Source organism: Luteimonas sp. BLCC-B24 (assembly GCF_028550595.1).
GTDB lineage: Bacteria > Pseudomonadota > Gammaproteobacteria > Xanthomonadales > Xanthomonadaceae > Luteimonas.
In genome coordinates this window covers 548,024-567,213 of the sequence record NZ_JAQQGN010000002.1, presented here as the reverse complement: position 1 = coordinate 567,213, position 19,190 = coordinate 548,024, and the positions used below count along the sequence as shown (strand labels likewise).

The following is a 19,190-nucleotide window of genomic DNA, read 5'->3' as shown; positions in this document are numbered from 1 at the left end:
GTCGCAGGTGACCCGATGGCACGACCGCCCCTCCGTTACAGCGCAGCCGCACTGGCCGACCGCTTCGGTCTGACCGTCCACGGGCCCGCCGACACCGAAGTCGGCGGCGTCGGCACGCTGGCCGCCGCGACTGCCGACCAGCTGACATTCCTGTCCAATCCGCGTTATCGCCCGCAGCTGGCCGACACGCGGGCCGGCATCGTGGTGCTGCGGGAAGGCGATGCCGCGGCGCGCGACGGCACTGCGCTGATCGCGCGCGACCCCTACGTGGCCTACGCGCGCATCGCGGCGTTGTTCGAGGTGCGTGCGGCGGCGCCAGCCGGTATTCATCCCTCGGCGGTCGTCGACGCCAGCGCGCAGATCGACCCGACGGCGTCGATCGGCCCGCACGTGAGCATCGGCGCCCGCAGCGTCATCGGCGCCGGCGCGACGATCGGCGCCGGCTGCGTGATCGGCGAAGACTGCGTCGTCGGCGACGGCAGCCGTCTGGTCGCCCGCGTCACCCTGGTCGCCCGCGTGCGTCTGGGCAAGCGGGTCACCCTGCATCCGGGTGCGGTCCTCGGCGCCGAAGGCTTCGGCCTGGCGATGGACGACGGCCACTGGATCAACGTGCCCCAGCTCGGCGGCGTGGTGGTCGGTGACGACTGCGACATCGGGGCCAACACCACGATCGACCGCGGCGCGCTGGACGATACGGTGATCGAGGACGACGTCCGCCTCGACAACCTGATCCAGGTCGGCCACAACGTGCGCATCGGCGCGCACACCGCGGCCGCGGGCTGTGTCGGCATCGCCGGCAGCACGCGCATCGGTCGCTACTGCCTGCTCGCCGGCAAGGTCGGTGTGGCCGGCCATCTCGACATCTGCGACCACGTCGTCGTCCATGCGATGACGATGGTGTCGGCATCCATCACCGAGCCCGGCGAATATTCGGCCGGCATTCCCGCCCAGCCCACACGCGAGTGGCGGAAGAATGCCGTGCGGATCCGCCAGCTCGATTCGCTCGCGCGCCGCGTCACGGCGCTCGGGAAGGGGGAAGAATGACGCATCACATCGAGCTGCCGATCCTCGTCGACGGCGTTCGCGAGCTTCTGCCGCATCGCTATCCGTTTCTGCTGGTCGATCGCGTGGTCGAGTTCGAACCCGGCAAGCGCGTGCTGTGCTGGAAGAACGTCTCGGCCAACGAGCAGTTCTTCCAGGGCCACTTCCCGGCCCATCCGGTGATGCCCGGCGTGCTGGTCATCGAAGCGCTGGCGCAGGCCGGCGGCATCCTGAGCCATCTCACCCGCGGCAAGAGCTGCGAAGACAACCTCTCCTATCTGGTCAAGGTGGACGCGGCCAAGTTCTCGCGCATGGTGGTGCCCGGCGACCGGCTGGAACTGGACGTGTCGATCAAACGCGAGATCCGCAACATGACCATGTACTCGGGCATCGCTCGCGTCGACGGCGAGCAGGCGGCCTGCGCGGAGATCCTCTGCGCCGAGGTCAAGCGCTGACATGGGCGCGGCGTCGATCCATCCCACGGCGGTCGTCGACCCCGGTGCGCGGCTCGGCGCGGATGTGCGCATCGGCGCGTTCACGCTGATCGGTGCCGAGGTCGAGATCGGTGACCGCACCACGATCGGCCCGCATTGCAGCATCCAGGGGCCTACCCGCATCGGCCGGGACAATCACATCCATGGACACGCCGCGATCGGCGGTGAGCCCCAGGACAAGAAGTTCCGCGGCGAGCGCGTGGAACTGGTGATCGGCGACCGCAACACCATCCGCGAATTCGTCACCGTCAACCGCGGCACCGGCGACGGCGGCGGCATCACCCGTATCGGCGACGACAACTGGTTGCTCGCCTACACCCACGTCGCCCACGACTGCAGCGTCGGCAACCACTGCGTGTTCTCGAACAACGCCACGCTGGCCGGCCATGTCACCGTCGGCGACCACGTGATCCTCAGCGGCTTCACCGGCATCCACCAGTTCTGCCGGATCGGCGCGCATGCGTTCATCGGCATGGGCGCGTTCGTCAACGGCGACGTGCCGCCGTTCGTGATGGTGGCGCAGGACGGCTACGGCCGCCCGCGCGGCATCAACGCCGAGGGCCTCAAGCGTCGCGGCTTCGACGCATCGCGCACCTCGGCGATCAAGCGCGCCTACCGCGCCCTGTACGTGTCCGGCGATTCGCTGGCCGATGCGCGCGTACGCCTGGCCGAGATGGCGCAGGACAGCGAGGATGTGCGCGCGTTTCTCGACTTCATCGATGCGGGCGAGCGGCCGTTGCTGCGGTGAAGCCGTGATTGGTCATTCGTGATTCGTGATTCGAAAGAGCAGAATGCTGCCATCTGACCGATTGCACGGAACTGCTGTGTCGAATCACCAATCACCAATCACCAATCACGCCACCAGCGCCCCGCTGCGCGTGGCACTGGTGGCGGGTGAAGCCTCGGGCGATCTGCTCGGCGCCGGGCTGATCGAGCAGTTGCGCACACGCTATCCGGATGCGGTCTTCGCGGGCGTGGGCGGTGATGCGATGCGCGCAGCGGGCATGGACACCTGGCACGACGCGTCCGAACTCGCGGTGATGGGGCTGTCGGAGGTGTTGCGGCATCTGCCGCGCCTGCTGACGCTGCGCAAGCACCTGCGCGCCCGCCTGCTCGACTGGCGCCCGGACGTGTTCATCGGCATCGATGCGCCCGACTTCAACCTCGGCCTCGAGCGCCGCCTGAAAGCGCGCGGCATCCGCACCGTGCACTACGTCAGCCCGTCGATCTGGGCCTGGCGCCAGGGCCGTGCGGCGAAGATCGGGCGCAGCGCGGACCTGGTGCTGTGCCTGTTCCCGATGGAGCCGCCGATCTATGCCGCGCATGGCGTCGATGCACGCTTCGTCGGCCATCCGCTGGCCGAAATGCTCGCGCTCGAGCCCGATCGCAGCGCGGCGCGCACGGCACTCGGGCTGCCGCACGATGCGCCGGTGCTCGCGGTTCTGCCCGGCTCACGCCTCGGCGAAATCGCGCGGCTGGGCGAGGCGTTTCTCGATGCCGCGGCGCGCGTGGCCGCCGCGATGCCCGGCCTGCGCATCGTCGTGCCGGCGGCGAACGCCGGCTGCCGCGCCGCGATCGACGCGTTGCGCGCACAGCCGAAGTTCGCCGCGCTCGACCTGCAAGTGCTCGACGGCCAGGCGCGCACCGCGATGGTCGCCAGCGATGTCGTGTTGCTCGCATCGGGCACGGCGACGCTGGAAGCGCTGCTGGCCAAGCGGCCGATGGTGGTCGGCTACCGCATCGCGCCGAGTACCGCCTTCCTCGTGCGCCTGTTCAAGCTGATGCGGGTGGATCGCTTCTCGCTGCCGAACGTGCTCGCCGGTCGCACGATCGCGCCGGAGTTCATGCAGGAAGCCTGCACGCCGGAGAATCTCGCCGACGCGGTGCTGCACTGGTTCCGCGATCCGCAGGCGGCCGAGGCGGTGCAGCCCGTCTATCGTGAACTGCATCTGCAACTGCGCCAGGGCGCTTCGGCCACGGCGGCCGAGGCCGTCGGACGCCTCGCAGCGCCCGCCTTGCCGGCGCTCGAGGCCGCGGAGCCGCGTCCGTGACCCGGCGCCTGCGCACTGCCGGTGTGGACGAAGCCGGCCGCGGCCCCCTGGCCGGTCCGGTGGTGGTGGCCGCGGTGATCCTGCATCCACGACGCCCGATCGACGGCCTGGACGATTCCAAGAAGCTCACCGAAAAGCGTCGCGAAGCGCTGTACCCGCAGATCGTCGAACAGGCGCTGGCCTGGCGGATCGAATTCGTCGGCGTCGAGGAGATCGACCGCATCAACATCTACCAGGCGACGCTGACCGGCATGCGTCGCGCGGTCGCCGCACTGGCGCCGGCCGCCGAGCGCGTTCTGGTCGACGGCAACCGCCTGCCGCCAGGCCTGCCCTGCCCGGCCCGGGCGATCGTCGGCGGTGATGCCCTCGAGCCGGCGATCATGGCCGCGTCGATCCTCGCCAAGGTCGCGCGCGACCGCGCGATGGTCGCGCTGCACGCGCAGTTCCCCGATTACGGCTTCGACCAGCACAAGGGCTATTGCGCGCCGGCACATCTGGCCGCGCTGGCGACCCACGGCCCGTGCCTGCATCACCGGCGCAGTTTCGCGCCGGTCACCCGGCTGCTGACACCTGCGGCCGGGTCGGAGGCACCGCCGCCGATGGCCGATCTGTTCGCCGCCGACGCCACCGCCTGAACGCCGTCCGGGTCGCACGCGCGGCCCCGTCCCGGCGCGCCGCCACCGGGGTTCTGTCAAGCCTTGTCCGCCCCCGGGCCGGGCCCTACCCTGACCCTCCGGCCGCCTCGCCACCGCAATGCCCGCGCGCTTCGTCCATCTCCACGTCCACAGCGAATACTCGCTCTCCGATTCGACGATCCGGATCAAGGGGCTGGTCAAACGCTGCGCGCAGCTCGATCAGCCGTCGGTCGCGCTGACCGACCGCAACAACCTGTTCGCGCTGGTGAAGTTCTACCGCGCCGCCGAAGGCGCCGGCATCAAGCCGGTGATGGGCGCCGACATCTCGATCGCCGAGGGCGACGAGCCGGCCTCCACGCTGACCCTGCTGTGCCGGGATCACGACGGCTATCTGTCGCTGTCGCGTCTGCTCACGCGCGCGTGGATGGAAGGCCACCGCACCGACGGCGTCGTCGTGCGTCCGGACTGGCTGCGCGGGTGCAATGGCGGCCTGTTCGCGATCGCCGGCCGTCATGGCCCGGCCGCGAAGCTTCTGGCCGGGGGACGCGACGATCTGGCGCGGCAGTGGTACACCCAGTGGCGCGAGGTGTTCGACGAGCGCCTGTTCCTGCAGCTGACGCGCTGCGGCTTCGACGACGAGGCCGTGCACAACGGGCTCGCCCTGCAGGTGTCGTCGGACCTGTCGCTGCCGGTGATCGCCGGCAACGACGTGCGCTTTCTCGACGCCGACGGCTTCGACGCGCACGAGGCGCGCGTGTGCATCTCGACCGGACGGGTACTCGACGACCCGCGTCGCCCGAAGCTCTACACGCGCGAGCAGTACTTCAAGACGGCCGATGCGATGGCCGCGCTGTTCGACGATGTCCCCGACGCGATCGACAACACGCTCGCACTCGCGCAGCGCTGCAATCTCGAACTGCGCCTGGGCACCTACTATCTGCCCGCCTATCCGGTGCCCAGCGAGCACACGCTCGACACCTGGATCCGCGCGCAGTCCCACGAGGGCCTCGACGAGCGGCTGGCGAAGTACCCGCTCGCGCCCGGACACACGCGCGAGAGCTACGTCGAGCGCCTGAACGTCGAACTCGACGTCATCTGCAAGATGGGGTTCCCGGGCTACTTTCTGATCGTCTCGGACTTCATCAAGTGGGCCAAGGAGCACGACATCCCGGTCGGGCCCGGACGCGGCTCGGGTGCCGGCTCGCTGGTGGCCTGGGCGCTGAAGATCACCGATCTCGACCCCTTGCCCTACGACCTGCTGTTCGAGCGCTTCCTCAACCCCGAACGCGTGTCGATGCCCGACTTCGACATCGACTTCTGCATGGACCGCCGCGACGAGGTCATCGACTACGTCGCCGCGAAGTACGGCCGCGACCGGGTCAGCCAGATCATCACCTACGGCACGATGGCCGCGAAGGCGGTGGTGCGCGATACCGGCCGCGTGCTCGGCTATCCCTACGGCATGGTCGACGGCATCTCCAAGCTGGTGCCGCCGACGCTGGGCATCGGGCTCGAGGACGCGCTGGGCCGCACCGAGAAGTCGCGCAGCGACGATGCCTGGCGCTCGGACGAACTGATCGCGCGCTACAACGACGAGGACGACGTCCACGACCTGCTCGATCTCGCCCTGCAGCTCGAGGACCTGACCCGCAACGCCGGCAAGCACGCCGGTGGCGTGGTGATCGCGCCGTCGCCGCTGAGCGACTTCTGCCCGCTCTACGCCGAACACGACGAAGGCGGCCGCGGCCGCAATCCGGTCACCCAGCTCGACAAGGACGACGTCGAATCGATCGGCCTGGTGAAGTTCGACTTCCTCGGCCTGCGCACGCTGACGATCATCGACTGGGCGGTCAAGGCGATCAACGCGCGCCGCAGCGCGGCGGGCGAAGACCTGCTCGACATCGCCGCGCTGCCGCTCGACGACCGCGCCAGCTACGAGCTGTTCGCGCGCGGCGACACGGTGGCGGTGTTCCAGTTCGAATCGCGCGGCATGCGCGAGCTGCTCAAGCGCGCCCAGCCCGATACCTTCGAGGACATCATCGCGCTCGCCGCGCTGTTCCGTCCCGGCCCGCTGGGTTCGGGGATGGACAAGGAATGGGTGGACCGCAAGCACGGCCGCACGGACGTGACGTATCCGCATCCCTCGCTCGAGCCGGTGCTCTCGCCGACCTACGGCGTCATCGTCTACCAGGAACAGGTGATGCAGATCGCCCAGGTCCTGGCCGGCTACACGCTGGGCGGCGCGGACATGCTGCGTCGCGCGATGGGCAAGAAGAAGCCCGAGGAGATGGCCAAGGAGCGCGCCAAGTTCGAGGCCGGCGCGGCCGCGAACGGCGTCGATCCGGTGCAGGCCACGCAGATCTTCGACCTGATGGAGAAGTTCGCCGAGTACGGCTTCAACAAGTCGCACTCGGCCGCCTACGCGCTGGTGGCCTACCAGACCGCGTGGCTGAAGGTGCACTACCCGGCCGAGTTCATGGCCGCGGTGCTGTCGTCGGACATGGACAACACCGACAAGGTCACCGGCTTTCTCACCGAAGCGCGCACCATGGGCCTCGAGGTGCTGCCACCGGACGTCAACGCCTCGGCCTTCATGTTCGAGGCCATCGATCCCAAGACCATCCGCTACGGCCTGGGCGCGGTGAAGGGCGTCGGACGCGGCGCCTGCGAGAACATCGTCGAGGCGCGTGTGCAGGCCGGCGTGTATACCGACCTGCTGGATTTCTGCCGACGCGTCGATTCCCAGCGCCTCAACAAGCGCACGCTCGAGGCCTTGATCAACGCCGGCGCGCTGGACGCCCTGGGCAGGAACCGCGCCTCGCTGATGCTGCAGCTGCCCGAGGCGCTGAAGGCCACCGACCAGCTCACGCGCAACCGCAATGCCGGCATCGTCGACATGTTCGGCAGCACCGCCGGCGACGGCGAGGCACTGCACATCGACCTGCCCGAATGCGAGGAATGGCCGCTCAAGCAGAAGCTCGAAGGCGAGCGCGAGACGCTGGGGCATTACCTCAGCGGCCACCCGCTCGACCCCTATCGCGAGGAACTGCAGGCCCTGGTCGGCACCGATCTGGGCCAGCTCGACAGCCTCTGGGCCGCGCGCGACCAGAAGGCCGGCGGCAACAGCTGGCGGCCCGAAACCCAGGTCATCATCGCGGGTCAGGTCACCTCGATCCGCAAGCGCGGCGACTCGCAGGCCTTCGTGCTGCTGGAGGACGGTCGCGGCCGGCTGGAGTGCGGCTTCTTCGCCGACGCGTCCAGCGAGTACGCCCACCTGCTCACGCGCGACCGCATCCTGATCGTCGAGGGCGGCCTGCGCGAGGACGAGTTCAGCGGCGGCTTCGCATTGCGGGTGAAGCGCTGCTGGGATTTCCACGCCGTCTGTCCCGAACACGCGCGCCGGCTGTCGCTGCGCCTGGATCTGCGCGTGCCCGGCACGATGGCGCGGGTCGAGCAGGTACTGGCCCAGCACCGCCCCGGCAAGACCACGCTGCGGCTGGATCTGCTGCTGCCCACCGGCGCGGCCGGCACGCTGGAGGTCAACGGCAGCCAGTCGATCCGCGCCGACGCCGAGCTTCCCGGCACCCTGCGCGCGCAACCGGGCGTGCGCATCGCCCGGCTCGACATGGCCAAGCCGTGGGCCGGCTGAACCCGCCTCGCGGTTTCGCCCAACATCCGCCAACGTGCGGCGATCTGCGGCCCAGACGCCCGCGTACGGCCCTGCCGGGCGCGGTCGGCTAGACTGTCGCCCTTTCCGGCCCCGGGGCCGGCCCGCGTGGCGCATCGCGCCCGGGCCTGCGCCGCGCCGCTCCCTACCGGACGCGTGACCGAATGAATCCGAACTACCTCGATTTCGAGCAGCCCATCGCCGACCTGGAAGCCAAGATCCAGGAACTGCGCAAGGCCAGCGACGGCCCCGCAGTGAACATCGATGCCGAGCTGGCCACGCTGCGCGAGAAGCTGCGCAAGCGCACCGCGCACATCTTCCGCGACCTCACGCCGTGGCAGGTTTCGCAGCTGGCCCGTCACCCGCAGCGGCCCTACACCCTGGACTACATCAAGGCCTTCTGCGACGAGTTCGAGGAGCTGGCCGGCGACCGCGCCTACGCGGACGATGCGGCCATCGTCGGCGGACTCGGCCGCGTCGACGGTCGCAGCGTGATGATCATCGGCCACCAGAAGGGCCGCGACACCAAGACCAAGGTGCGCCGCAACTTCGGCATGCCGCGCCCCGAGGGCTACCGCAAGGCGCTGCGCCTGATGAAGATGGCCGAGCGGTTCAAGCTGCCGCTGCTGACCTTCATCGATACGCCCGGCGCCTACCCCGGCATCGGCGCCGAGGAGCGCGGCCAGTCCGAGGCCATCGCGCGCAATCTGCTGGAGATGGCCGAACTGCGCATCCCGATCGTCTGCACCGTCATCGGTGAAGGCGGCTCGGGCGGTGCGCTGGCGATCGGCGTCGGCGACCGCACGGTGATGCTCGAATACAGCACCTATTCGGTGATCTCGCCGGAAGGCTGCGCGTCCATCCTGTGGAAGGACGCGGCCAAGGCACGCGACGCGGCCGAGCAGCTGGGCCTCACCGCCAAGCGCCTCAAGTCGCTCGGCCTGGTCGACAAGGTGGTGCGCGAGCCGATCGGTGGCGCCCACCGCAATCCACGCCAGACCGCGACGCGCCTGAAGGCGGTGCTGATGAACGCGGTCGACGAACTGGAGCAGTTGCCGGTCGAGACGCTGCTGCAGCGCCGGTACGAGCGCCTGCGCAGCTACGGGGCCTACGAAGCGGCGTAAGGGCAGCGCCGGTGGGCCCGATCCTGCTGCTGTCGATCCTGCTGCAGATCGCCTGCGGCGTGCACGTCGTGCGCACCGGCCGGCCGCTGTACTGGATCTTCATCCTGCTGATCGGCTCCTACATCGGCGTGCTGGTGTACCTGCTGGCCGAAGTGCTGCCGGATCTGCAGCGCAGCCGCGGCGCGAACCGAGCCCTGGGACGCGTGCGCGACCGCATCGATCCGGGTCGCCGCACCCGCGCGGCCAGCCGCGATCTCGAGATCGCCGATACTCTCGACAACCGCCGTCGGCTCGCCGAGCGCCGGCTGGCCGACGGCGACTACGCCGGCGCGGAGGCGCTGTACCGCGAGGCATTGCGCGGGCTTTACGCGACCGATCCCACGCTGATGCTCGGCCTGGCCCAGGCGCAGTTCCATCGCGGCGAGCCGGCCGCGGCCCGCGACACGCTCGATGCGCTGATCGCCGCCAACCCCGAATTCCGCTCGCACGACGGGCACCTGCTCTACGCACGCGCCGTGGAGGCCTGCGACGGCTTCGATGCGGCCGCCGAGGAGTACGAGGCGCTGGTGCAGGACTACCCCGATGAAGAGCCCCGGGTGCGGTATGCCGGATTGCTGCAGCGTCACGGTCAGCACGAGAAAGCGCAGGCGCTGTACGCCGAAACCCTGCGCCGAGTCGATCTCGCCCCGGCGTACTACCGCCGCGAGCAGCGTGCGTGGGTGGAGATCGCGAAACGCGAGGCGCGGGGGTGAGCGCGACGTCCGGCACGGGCGCCGATCACCACCGGCATCGCGCGGACCGGTCGCGTCGGGCGCGACGACCCACGGCCTCCACCGATGGGCTGCACGTTGACCACTTCGACACCGGGAGGTGAACATCATGGAGACCGGATGTCGCGCACGGCATCGCGCGCTGCTGCTGGCGGCCGCGCTGGCCGCCTTCCCGGCACTGGCCGACGCCGGTGACGGGGCGCTCAGCCGGCAGATCGCCGAGCGTGTGCCCGCGCTGGCCGAGCGGGCGCAGAGCGCGTGCCGCGCCGTGGTCGATCCGGAACGGCCCGCGCCGGTCGAGATCGAGCGGGCGATCCACGAGGCGGGGGATGCCGTGAGCCGGGCGGTCACGTCCGATGCCACCGTCTCCGCCGCCGAGCCGTTGCTGGCCGGGCTCGCCATGCGCGTCGGCGACTTCGACACCGTGCCGTCGCTGTCGCTTCACCAGCTGCGCAATGCACTGGCCGCCAGCGGCGGGGACACGGCGCGCGTGATCGAAGGCCGCGCCTTCGTGCTCGCGCTGCTGCAGCACATCGACCGCAGCGGCGACGGGCGCACGCCGGCGACCGCGTGGCACCCCTGCCTGATCGGCAACGAGTACGCATTCGTCCGCCAGGTCCTGGGCGCGCACGGCATCACCGAACAGACGCTGGTGCACGAGGGCGAGCGGCATTACGACCGGCTGACGCTCGCGATGCCGGACGGCAGCGCCCGCGAGGTCTACTTCGACGTCACCGACCTCTATCGCCGCAACGCCGAGGCCCTGTTGCGCTGAACCTCACCATGCGCGCAGATACTGGTCCGGCGGGTCGATCTTCACGCCGAGTTCCTGCGCGGCGCGGCGCGGGAAATACGGGTCGCGCAGCAGCTCGCGCGCCAGCAGCACGAGGTCCGCATCGCCGCCTGCGACGATCCGCTCGGCCTGCGCGGGTGTCGTGATCAGGCCCACGGCGCCGGTGGCGATGCCGGCCTCGCGGCGGATGCGCGCAGCGAAGGGCACCTGGTAATCCGGCCCCGCGTCGATGCGCTGGGCGGGCGACAGGCCGCCGGACGACACGTCGACCAGATCCACACCGCGCTCCGCCAGCAGACGCGACAGCGCGACGCTCTGGTCGAGCTCCCAACCGCCGTCCACCCAGTCGGTCGCCGAGATCCGCACCCACACCGGCAGGCGCTCCGGCCAGACCCCGCGCACGGCATCGATGACGTCGAGCAGCAGCCGGGTGCGACCTTCGAATCCACCGCCCCAGGCATCGTCGCGTGTATTCGACAGCGGCGAGAGGAACTGGTGCAGCAGATAGCCGTGCGCGGCGTGGACTTCGACGACCTCGAAGCCGGCCTCGCGCGCGCGCACCGCGGCCGCGCGGAAGTCTTCGATCACCTGCGCGATGCCGTCGGCGTCCAGCGCCACCGGCGACGGATAGGTCGCGTCGTAGGCCTGGGCCGACGGCGCGACGACCTGCCAGCCGCCCGCGTCCACCGGCACCGCGCCGCGTCCGCGCCACGGCGCGTGCGTGCTGGCCTTGCGCCCGGCATGCGCGAGCTGGATCGCGGGCGCGGCGCCCTGCGCGCGCAGGAATGCGGCGATGGGCGCCCAGGCGTCGCGCTGCGCGTCGTTCCACAGCCCGGCGTCGTCCGGCGAAATCCGGCCCTCCGGCGACACCGCGGCCGCCTCGGTCATCACCAGGCCTGCGCCGCCCACGGCGCGACTGCCCAGATGCACCAGATGCCAGGTTCCGGGCACCCCGTCGACGGCGCTGTACTGGCACATCGGCGACACCGCGATGCGGTTGCGCAGCACGAGACCGCGCTGCTGGAACGGTGAGAACAGAGCGGGCATGGGCGTCGAACCGGAACGGGGAAGCCGCGGACTGTAGGGCGACGCGCACGGTCGCGCGAGGCCGCCGCCGGATCGCAGCATTGCGCCGCGTGGCACCATGCGCCGATGTCGTTGCCGCACGCCGTTCTTCCCCTGCCCCGCCCGCCCGCGCCCGGCCCGATCTGCGTGGGCTTCAGCGGCGGGCTCGACTCCACCGTGCTGCTGCACCGGCTGACCCACGATCCCGCGTTTCGCGCGAGGGGCGTGCGCGCGATCCACGTGCATCACGGCCTGCAGCCGGGCGCCGACGCCTGGGCCGACCATTGCGCGCGCCTTTGCGCCGACTGGCACGTGGAACTCGACAGCACGCGCGTCACCGTCGCGCGCGACGCCGGCCGCGGACTCGAAGCGGCCGCACGCGAGGCGCGCCATGCCGCGTTCGCCGCGCATCTGCCGCCGGGCGGTGTCATCGCCTTGGCCCATCATCGCGACGACCAGGCCGAGACCGTGCTGTTGCGGGCGCTGCGCGCCTCCGGCCCCGACGGCCTGGCCGGCATGGCCGGCGCGCGCCGCTTCGGCGGCGGCTGGCTGTGGCGGCCGTTGCTGGCGCTGCCGCGCAGTGCGCTGCTGGCCTATGCCGAAGCGCACGGTCTGCGCTGGATCGACGATCCCAGCAACGACACCGACGGCGCCGACCGCAACTTCGTGCGCAACCGCATCCTGCCGCTGCTGCGCACGCGCTGGCCCCAGGCCGGCGCCGCACTGGCCGACGTCGCCGCGCTTCAAGCCGAAAGCGTCGCCCTGCTCGACGTAGACGATGCATGTGCACTGGCCGATGCCCGCACGCTGGACCCGGCGGTGCTGCGGATCGATCGCCTGCAGCCGCTGCCGTCGGCGCGACGCGGCCGCGTGCTGCGGCGCTGGATCCTCGAACGCGGACTCACGCCCCTGCCGCGCCAGGGGGCCGCCTGGTGCGATGCCACGCTCGACCGCGACGCGGACGACCGCACGCCGATCTTCGACTGGGCCGGCACCCGCCTGCAGCGCTGGCGCGACCTGCTGCACGCCGCGCCGATCCGCCCGCCCCTGCCCGCGGACATCGACGTGGCCTGGACCGGGGCCGCCCCCCTGGCCTTGCCCGACGGTGACACCCTGCGCCTCGACGGTCCGCCGGCCGACGCCATGCCCTGGCAGGTCCGGGCCCGACGCGGCGGCGAGCGCATCGCCCTGCCGGGACGCATGCACTCGCACGCGCTGCGTCACGTGCTGCAGGCTCTCGGTGTGCCGCCGTGGGTGCGTGCCCGCCTGCCGCTGCTGTGCGACGGCGCGGGCCGCGTGCTGGCGGTCGGTGACCTGGCCTTCGACCGCGACTTCGACACCTGGCTGCGCGACGGCGGACGCCGCCTGATCTGGCACACCGCGGCCCGGACCGGGCCCGGGCCGATCGCTTAGAATCGCACCATGCCCAAGACCCCTGCCAAGGCGCCCTCCGCGGTCGCCGCTTTCGAAACCGCGCTCTCCCAGCTCGAAGCCCTGGTCGAGTCGATGGAGGGGGGCGAGATGACGCTCGAAGACTCGCTCGGCGCCTACGAGCGCGGCGTCGGCCTGTACCGGCGTTGCCAGCAGGCGCTCGAAGACGCGGAACTGCGCGTCAGACTGCTCAGCGATCCGGCCGCGCCCGAACGCGCGCAGCCGTTCGGCGCCCTCGACACCGACACCTCCGATGCCTGACGCGTCGCACGCGGTCGATCCCCGCATCGCCGCCTGGCGCGAACGCACCGACGCCGCGCTGCAGCGCGCGCTCGACGGCACCTGCGACAGCGCACCGCGCCTGCATGCCGCGATGCGCCATGCGGTGCTGCTGGGCGGCAAGCGCATGCGGCCGCTGCTGGTGCACGCCACCGCCGAAGCCTTCGGCGCCGCGCCGGGCCTCGCCGATGCGCCTGCGGTGGCGGTGGAGCTGATCCACGCCTATTCGCTGGTGCACGACGATCTGCCGGCGATGGACGACGACGCCCTGCGGCGTGGCCAGCCGACGGTGCACGTGGCCTTCGACGAGGCGACTGCGATCCTGGCCGGCGACGCGCTGCAGACGCTCGCGTTCACCACGCTGGCCGAGGCCGCCGCGCTGCCCGGGGCGACACGTCTGGCGATGGTCGCCGCGCTGGCGCGCGCCTCCGGCGCCGACGGCATGTGCGGCGGCCAGGCGCTCGATCTGGCGGCAACCGGTGACGGGGGTTCGATCGGCGTGGCCGCACTCGAGCGACTGCACGCGATGAAGACCGGCGCCCTGCTGCGCGCCGCGGTCGCGCTCGGCGCACTGGCCGCGGGCGTCGATGCAGACGCGCGTGCGCGCCTGGACGACTTCGCCGACGCGCTGGGCCTCGCGTTCCAGATCCGCGACGACCTGCTCGACATCGAGGGCGACAGCGCCACGCTGGGCAAGACCGCCGGCAAGGACGTGGCCCAGGACAAGGCGACCTTCCCCGCCCTGATCGGCGTGGCGGCCTCGCGCGCGCGTCTGGCCGACCTCGCAACGCGCATGCACGACGCCCTGGCCCCGTTCGGGCCGAACGCCGCAGCATTGGCCGAACTCGGTCGCCGCGCGATCGAGCGCGATCACTGATCCGGCCCTGCGACCCCGGCGCAGGCGGGCCGCGGCACGCGCCCCACGCCCGGCCCGGGCAGCGCTCGGCGGCACCGCGTGTGCGGATGCGAGCACCTGCTCGAACGACCCCGCCGTCGCCCGGCCTCGACACACCGCCATCCATCGACGCCGGCTCGCGCCCGGCGCCTGCCCGGCCGCGGAGTCGACGCTCAGCGCACCAGCCGGATCGTCAGCGGATACCGGTAGGTCTCGCCGCTCCAGGCGCGGATCGCGGCCACGATGCTGCACACCAGCCACGCCAGCGCCAGCGCAGCGGCGGCCGCCATCAGCACCAGGCCCAGCGGCAGGGTGACGATCGCACCGAGTCCGAGGGTCAGCACGGTCGCGCCGAGCAGGACCATGCCCAGCACGACGAGCGCACACGTGTAGAGAAACATGCTGATGTTGAAGTTCAGCGCCTCGCGCGCGTGCGCGGCGACGAAGGGACTGTCGTCGCGCTTGAGCAGATAGACGCCGCCGGCCACGGCCGCCCCGGCGGCACCGGAGATCCAGCTGGTCATCAGCGCGAGCACCAGCGCGCCGACGTGGACGCCGGCCGCCCACTGACGTTCGCTGGCCGCAGGGGCCGCCTGGGTCATCTGTGCGTACATCGCGCGCTCCTTGGAACGGGGGTCTTGACGCCACTATGGCACCGCCGCCGCGGCGCGCAACCCAACCGATGACAGGGTCGGCGCCCGTGCCGGCGCCGCCGTCCGGGCAAGAAAAAACCCCGGCATGCGCCGGGGCTTCGGGAACGCACGATCGGTCGCGTTTACTTGACCAGACGCAGCGCCACCGGATAGCGGTAGGCCTCGCCCGCGTTGGCCTTGAGCCCGGCGATGATGCTGAAGACGATGCACAGCACCCACAGCGCGAAATTGATCAGCGCGCCGATCAGGATGATCGCCAGCACCATGCCGATGAGGTAGCCGATCAGGAGGGTGATCTGGAAATTCAGCGCTTCCTTGGACTGGTCGACGAGAAACCCCTTGTCGGCCTTGTCCTTGTTGATCAGCCAGACCACCAGCGGAACGATGAAGCTGAAGATGATGCCCGACAGGTGGGTCAGCATCGCGATGGTGCGGTCGTCCTGGCTGGCGCCGGCGACAGGTGTGTCGGTGTACGGATCCATGGCATTCCCCTGAGCGTTGAAGGTGGCAACCGGCTCGCCGCGTCGCGGCGCCCGTCAAGAATACCGTCAATCGGTTCCGGCAACGGTCATCGCGCCGACCAGGATCGACCCTGTGCGCACGTGCGAACGCGTATCGACGTCGGTGCCCACGGCCTCGATGCCGGCGAACATCTGCCGGAGATTGCCGGCGATGGTGATACCGTCGACCGGGTGCTGGATCTCGCCGTTCTCCACCCAGAAGCCCGCCGCGCCACGCGAGTAGTCACCGGTCACCGCGTTGACGCCCTGGCCCATCAGTTCGGTGACCAGCAGGCCGCGGCCCATGCCCCGCACCATCGCCTCCAGATCGCCGGTGTTCGGTGCGATCTCGAGATTGTGCACGCCGCCGGCATTGCCGGTGGTCTGCAGGCCGAGCTTGCGGGCCGAATAGCTGCCGAGCACGTAGCGCTGCAGCACGCCGGCCTCGACGATGGACGACTCGCGCGTGGCCACGCCCTCGGCATCGAAGGCCGACGACTGGAAGCCGCGCATCAGGAACGGACGCTCGCGGATGGAGAACCAGTCGGGAAACAGTGGATGGCCGACGCTGTCGAGCAGGAAGCTCGCGCGCCGGTACAGGGCGCTGCCGGAAATCGCGCCGAGCAGGTGGCCGACCAGCGATCGGGCGATCTCGGCCTGGAACAGCACCGGATAGCGCCCGGTGGGGATCGGCCGCGGCTCCAGCCGCGCCAGCGCGCGCTGCGCGGCCCGGCGGCCAATCGCCTGGGCCGGCTCGAGGTCGCCGGGCGCGAGCGCGATGCTGTACCAGCCGTCGCGCTGCATGGCGTCGCCTTCGCCCGCGATCAACGCGCAGCCGACGCTGTGATGGCTGCTGCGTTCGGCGCCGACGAACCCGTGGCTGTTGGCATAGACGCCGAGCGAGCGCGAGGTCGACACCGAGGCGCCGTCCGAATTGCGGATGCGCGCGTCGCCGTCGCGGCCCGCAGCCTCGCACGCCAGCGCGAGATCGACCGCGGCGTCGGCTTCCAACGCCCACGGGTGCCAGCTGTCGAACTCGGGAAACCGGCCGTCGGCGCCGGGACGCGCCATCAGGTCCGCGTCGGCCAGGCCGGATGCCGGGTCGTCCTCGGTGAAGCGCGCAATCGCGCAGGCCTGGTCGACGGTCGCGTCCAGGCTGGCGTCGCGCAGATCGGCGGTACTGGCGCTGCCCTTGCGCGTGCCGAAATAGACCGTGACCGCGATGCCGCGGTCGCGGGTGGATTCGACGGTCTCCACCTCGCCCATGCGCACATTGACGTTGAGGCCGGCGTCCTCGGAGCACGAGACCTCGGCCTGGCTGGCACCGGCCGCGCGGCAGCGCGCGAGCAGACGCTGCGACAGACCCGTCAGGGCCTCGAGGCGGGCCGGGGAGTCGTCCTCGTGCGGAACCGCGGCGTGGAGTACGGACATGGTCAATGGCTTATCCTGTTGCGATGAGAGGCGTAGACGAAGAAAGCGGCGAGTACCTCGGTCCCAGCCGCAAGCAGAACCGGCGCGAAGCCCTGGAAGTGCTGGCGCTGGCCGAGGCCCTGGTCGGGCTGCCCGACGGCCGGCTGGCCAAGCTGCCGGTGCCCGACAGCCTGATGCCGCACATCGCCGAGACCCGGCGCATCACCTCGCACATCGCGCGCAAGCGGCAGATGGCGTTCCTGGCCAAGCAGATGCGCCGCGAGGACGACGACACCCTGCAGGCATTGCGCGACGCGCTCGACGCCGGCGGCGAAGCGGCGCGCATCGACACTGCGCGTCTGCACCGTGCCGAGCAGTGGCGTCTGCGTCTGCTCGACGACGGCGACACCGCGCTGGCGGCGCTGCTGGACGAGTATCCCCACGCCGATCGCCAGCGTCTGCGCCAGCTGGTGCGCAACGCGCTGGCCGAACGTGCGAAGAACAAGCCGCCGGCCGCCTTCCGCGAACTGTTCCGCGAATTGCGTGACGTGTTCGCCGGTGCCGGTGCCGCGGCGGCCGACGCCCGCGACGACGCGGCATACGACGGCGCCGACGACGACGGAGACGGCTCGCACCAGGCGTGATGCCCCGTTTCGCCCGTAGAGGCGGAACCGTTGGACCTCACCGGGCGCGATCGCACGCCGCGCACGGTGCGCCGAGACGCGACGCCCGAATCCCGCGACCCCGTTGTCAAGCCTGCGTGCCGCCGACGGTGAGCTGATCAATCAGCAGCGATGGCTGGCCGACGCCGACCGGCACGCTCTGTCCGTCCTTGCCGCAGACACCGACGCCGTCGTCGAGCGCCATGTCGTGGCCGATCATGCGCACGCGCTGCATCGTCTCCGGGCCGTTGCCGATCAGCGTGGCGCCCTTGACCGGCGCGGTGATCTTCCCGTCCTCGATCAGGTAAGCCTCGGTGGCCGAGAACACGTACTTGCCGCTGGTGATGTCGACCTGCCCGCCGCCGAAGTTCACCGCGTACAGGCCCTTCTTGACCGAGCGGATCATGTCCTGCGGATCGTCCTGGCCGGCCAGCATGTAGGTGTTGGTCATGCGCGGCATCACCAGATGCGCGAAGGATTCGCGGCGACCGTTGCCGGTGGGCGCGACACCGGTGAGGCGCGCGTTGAGCGTGTCCTGCATGTAGCCGGTGAGCACACCGTCCTCGATCAGCGTGGTGCACTGCGTGGGCGTGCCCTCGTCGTCGACGTTGAGCGAACCGCGGCGGCCGTCGAGCGTGCCGTCGTCGACGATGGTCACGCCCGGAGACGCCACGCGCTGCCCGAGACGCCCGGCATAGGTGCTGGTGCCCTTGCGGTTGAAGTCGCCTTCCAGGCCGTGGCCGACCGCTTCGTGCAGCAGCACGCCGGGCCAGCCGGCGCCGAGCACCACCGGCATCACGCCGGCCGGCGCATCGATCGCATCGAGATTCACCAGCGCCTGGCGCAGCGCTTCGCGGGCGAAATGCTCGGGGCGCCCGTCGCCGAGCAGCTCGGCGTAGGAATAGCGGCCGCCGTAGCCGGCATAACCGGATTCGCGCCGACCGTTCTGCTCCACCAGCACCTGGATGTTGAGCCGCACCAGCGGTCGGACGTCACCGGCCAGCACCCCGTCGCTGCGCGCGATCAGCACCGTGTCCACGCCACCCGACAGGCTGACCATCACCTGCTGCACGCGCGGATCGGCGGCGCGCAGCAGCCGGTCGATGCGGCGCAGGGCCTCGACCTTGTCGGCGCTGCCCAGCGCGTCGATCGGGTCGCTCGCGGGATACAGGTCGTGCGCGTGGCCGCGTGTGAGCGCCTGTGGGGCATGCGCGCGACCGTCACGGGCGATCGCGCGCGCGGACTGCGCCGCGCCCAGCAGCGCCACCGCGTCGATGTCGTCGGAGTAGGCGAAACCGGTCTTTTCGCCGCTGATCGCGCGCACGCCGACCCCCTGCTCGATCGCGTGCGAACCGCTCTTGACGATGCCGTCCTCGACCGACCAGCTCTCGCGCCGCGAATGCTGGAAATACAGGTCGCCGAAATCGATCCCCGGACCGAGCAGTGCCGAGAACGTGCGATCGAGGTTCACGGCGTCGAGGCCGGCGGGCAGCAGCAGGCGGCTTTGCGCGAGCGTCAGCGCGTCGCCGGTGGCGGTCTGGGAGTCGGTCATCGCTTAAGTGTGGGGGCACCGGCCGGAATGGCAAGCCGATCGGGGCACGCGCGCGCCGGTGATCGGACAGTCCGGCCGAACGAGCCGGCCGCATCGCTCGTGTCGGCGCAGCGGGCCATGCGATCGACTCGAGGCATGTGGACGGGCGGCGGTCCCGAGGTGCGGTCG

The 19,190-nt window shown here is 71.0% G+C and carries 18 protein-coding genes; 13 read left to right on the top strand and 5 right to left on the bottom strand.

The features are described 5' to 3' along the window. Positions 1 to 15: 15 nt before the first annotated feature. From lpxD to PQS31_RS06870, 9 genes are all read left to right on the top strand, one after another. Entirely contained in the window at positions 16 to 1,044 is a 1,029-nt protein-coding gene (gene lpxD, locus PQS31_RS06910) for a UDP-3-O-(3-hydroxymyristoyl)glucosamine N-acyltransferase (protein WP_272761921.1), read from the top strand. Then, on the top strand, positions 1,041 to 1,496 hold the full coding sequence (fabZ, locus tag PQS31_RS06905; protein WP_272761920.1) for a 3-hydroxyacyl-ACP dehydratase FabZ: 456 nt from the start codon (positions 1,041 to 1,043) through the stop codon (positions 1,494 to 1,496). The genes lpxD and fabZ overlap by 4 nt, the downstream gene beginning before the upstream one ends. A 1-nt stretch (position 1,497) precedes the next feature. Continuing rightward, positions 1,498 to 2,283 carry an acyl-ACP--UDP-N-acetylglucosamine O-acyltransferase gene (gene lpxA, locus PQS31_RS06900; protein WP_272761919.1) on the top strand — a complete coding sequence of 262 codons (786 nt, stop codon included), beginning with the start codon at positions 1,498 to 1,500 and terminating at the stop codon, positions 2,281 to 2,283. 43 nt (positions 2,284 to 2,326) lie between these two features. Then, positions 2,327 to 3,586, top strand: coding sequence for a lipid-A-disaccharide synthase (lpxB, locus tag PQS31_RS06895; RefSeq protein ID WP_272761918.1), 1,260 nt, complete (start codon positions 2,327 to 2,329; stop codon positions 3,584 to 3,586). Further along, positions 3,583 to 4,221 (top strand): ribonuclease HII, encoded by a 639-nt coding sequence (gene rnhB / locus PQS31_RS06890; RefSeq protein WP_272761917.1) that lies wholly within the window; start codon positions 3,583 to 3,585, stop codon positions 4,219 to 4,221. The genes lpxB and rnhB overlap by 4 nt, the downstream gene beginning before the upstream one ends. A gap of 118 nt (positions 4,222 to 4,339) precedes the next feature. Further along, positions 4,340 to 7,870 carry a DNA polymerase III subunit alpha gene (gene dnaE, locus PQS31_RS06885; RefSeq protein WP_272761916.1) on the top strand — a complete coding sequence of 1,177 codons (3,531 nt, stop codon included), beginning with the start codon at positions 4,340 to 4,342 and terminating at the stop codon, positions 7,868 to 7,870. 182 nt (positions 7,871 to 8,052) lie between these two features. Then, a complete protein-coding gene (locus tag PQS31_RS06880) occupies positions 8,053 to 9,012 on the top strand; it encodes an acetyl-CoA carboxylase carboxyltransferase subunit alpha (RefSeq protein WP_272761915.1) in 960 nt (319 codons plus the stop codon). An 11-nt stretch (positions 9,013 to 9,023) separates the two neighbouring features. Beyond that, positions 9,024 to 9,764: a tetratricopeptide repeat protein gene (locus PQS31_RS06875; protein WP_272761914.1), complete on the top strand. Its 741-nt coding sequence runs from the start codon at positions 9,024 to 9,026 to the stop codon at positions 9,762 to 9,764. A gap of 127 nt (positions 9,765 to 9,891) precedes the next feature. Further along, positions 9,892 to 10,557, top strand: coding sequence for a hypothetical protein (locus tag PQS31_RS06870; protein WP_272761913.1), 666 nt, complete (start codon positions 9,892 to 9,894; stop codon positions 10,555 to 10,557). Between the two features lie 3 nt (positions 10,558 to 10,560). Here PQS31_RS06870 and PQS31_RS06865 read toward each other — a convergent pair whose 3' ends face one another. Further along, positions 10,561 to 11,622, bottom strand: a complete 1,062-nt coding sequence (locus PQS31_RS06865; protein WP_272761912.1) for an NADH:flavin oxidoreductase/NADH oxidase — start codon at positions 11,620 to 11,622, stop codon at positions 10,561 to 10,563. Between the two features lie 105 nt (positions 11,623 to 11,727). Here PQS31_RS06865 and tilS point away from each other — a divergent pair, with 105 nt between their 5' ends. The 3 genes from tilS to PQS31_RS06850 are packed head-to-tail and all read left to right on the top strand — an operon-like array spanning position 11,728 to position 14,227. Beyond that, entirely contained in the window at positions 11,728 to 13,053 is a 1,326-nt protein-coding gene (tilS, locus tag PQS31_RS06860; protein WP_272761911.1) for a tRNA lysidine(34) synthetase TilS, read from the top strand. A 9-nt stretch (positions 13,054 to 13,062) separates the two neighbouring features. Next, complete coding sequence (locus tag PQS31_RS06855; protein WP_272761910.1) at positions 13,063 to 13,332, top strand: exodeoxyribonuclease VII small subunit; 270 nt, start codon at positions 13,063 to 13,065, stop codon at positions 13,330 to 13,332. Continuing rightward, complete coding sequence (locus tag PQS31_RS06850; RefSeq protein WP_336314330.1) at positions 13,325 to 14,227, top strand: farnesyl diphosphate synthase; 903 nt, start codon at positions 13,325 to 13,327, stop codon at positions 14,225 to 14,227. Before PQS31_RS06855 ends, PQS31_RS06850 begins: the two co-directional genes overlap by 8 nt. Positions 14,228 to 14,418: 191 nt before the next feature. On the opposite strand, the gene PQS31_RS06845 is transcribed toward PQS31_RS06850, so the two are convergent. The 3 genes from PQS31_RS06845 to pmbA form a co-directional block, all read right to left on the bottom strand. Beyond that, a complete protein-coding gene (locus PQS31_RS06845; protein ID WP_272761909.1) occupies positions 14,419 to 14,859 on the bottom strand; it encodes a DUF4870 domain-containing protein in 441 nt (146 codons plus the stop codon). Positions 14,860 to 15,020: 161 nt separating this feature from the next. Then, positions 15,021 to 15,380, bottom strand: a complete 360-nt coding sequence (locus PQS31_RS06840) for a DUF4870 domain-containing protein (RefSeq protein ID WP_272761908.1) — start codon at positions 15,378 to 15,380, stop codon at positions 15,021 to 15,023. Between the two features lie 66 nt (positions 15,381 to 15,446). Next, positions 15,447 to 16,829: a metalloprotease PmbA gene (pmbA, locus tag PQS31_RS06835; RefSeq protein WP_272761907.1), complete on the bottom strand. Its 1,383-nt coding sequence runs from the start codon at positions 16,827 to 16,829 to the stop codon at positions 15,447 to 15,449. Between the two features lie 23 nt (positions 16,830 to 16,852). Here pmbA and yjgA point away from each other — a divergent pair, with 23 nt between their 5' ends. Then, entirely contained in the window at positions 16,853 to 17,452 is a 600-nt protein-coding gene (gene yjgA / locus PQS31_RS06830) for a ribosome biogenesis factor YjgA (RefSeq protein ID WP_272762135.1), read from the top strand. Positions 17,453 to 17,558: 106 nt separating this feature from the next. Here yjgA and tldD read toward each other — a convergent pair whose 3' ends face one another. After that, on the bottom strand, positions 17,559 to 19,022 hold the full coding sequence (gene tldD / locus PQS31_RS06825) for a metalloprotease TldD (protein ID WP_272761906.1): 1,464 nt from the start codon (positions 19,020 to 19,022) through the stop codon (positions 17,559 to 17,561). Positions 19,023 to 19,190: the final 168 nt, after the last annotated feature.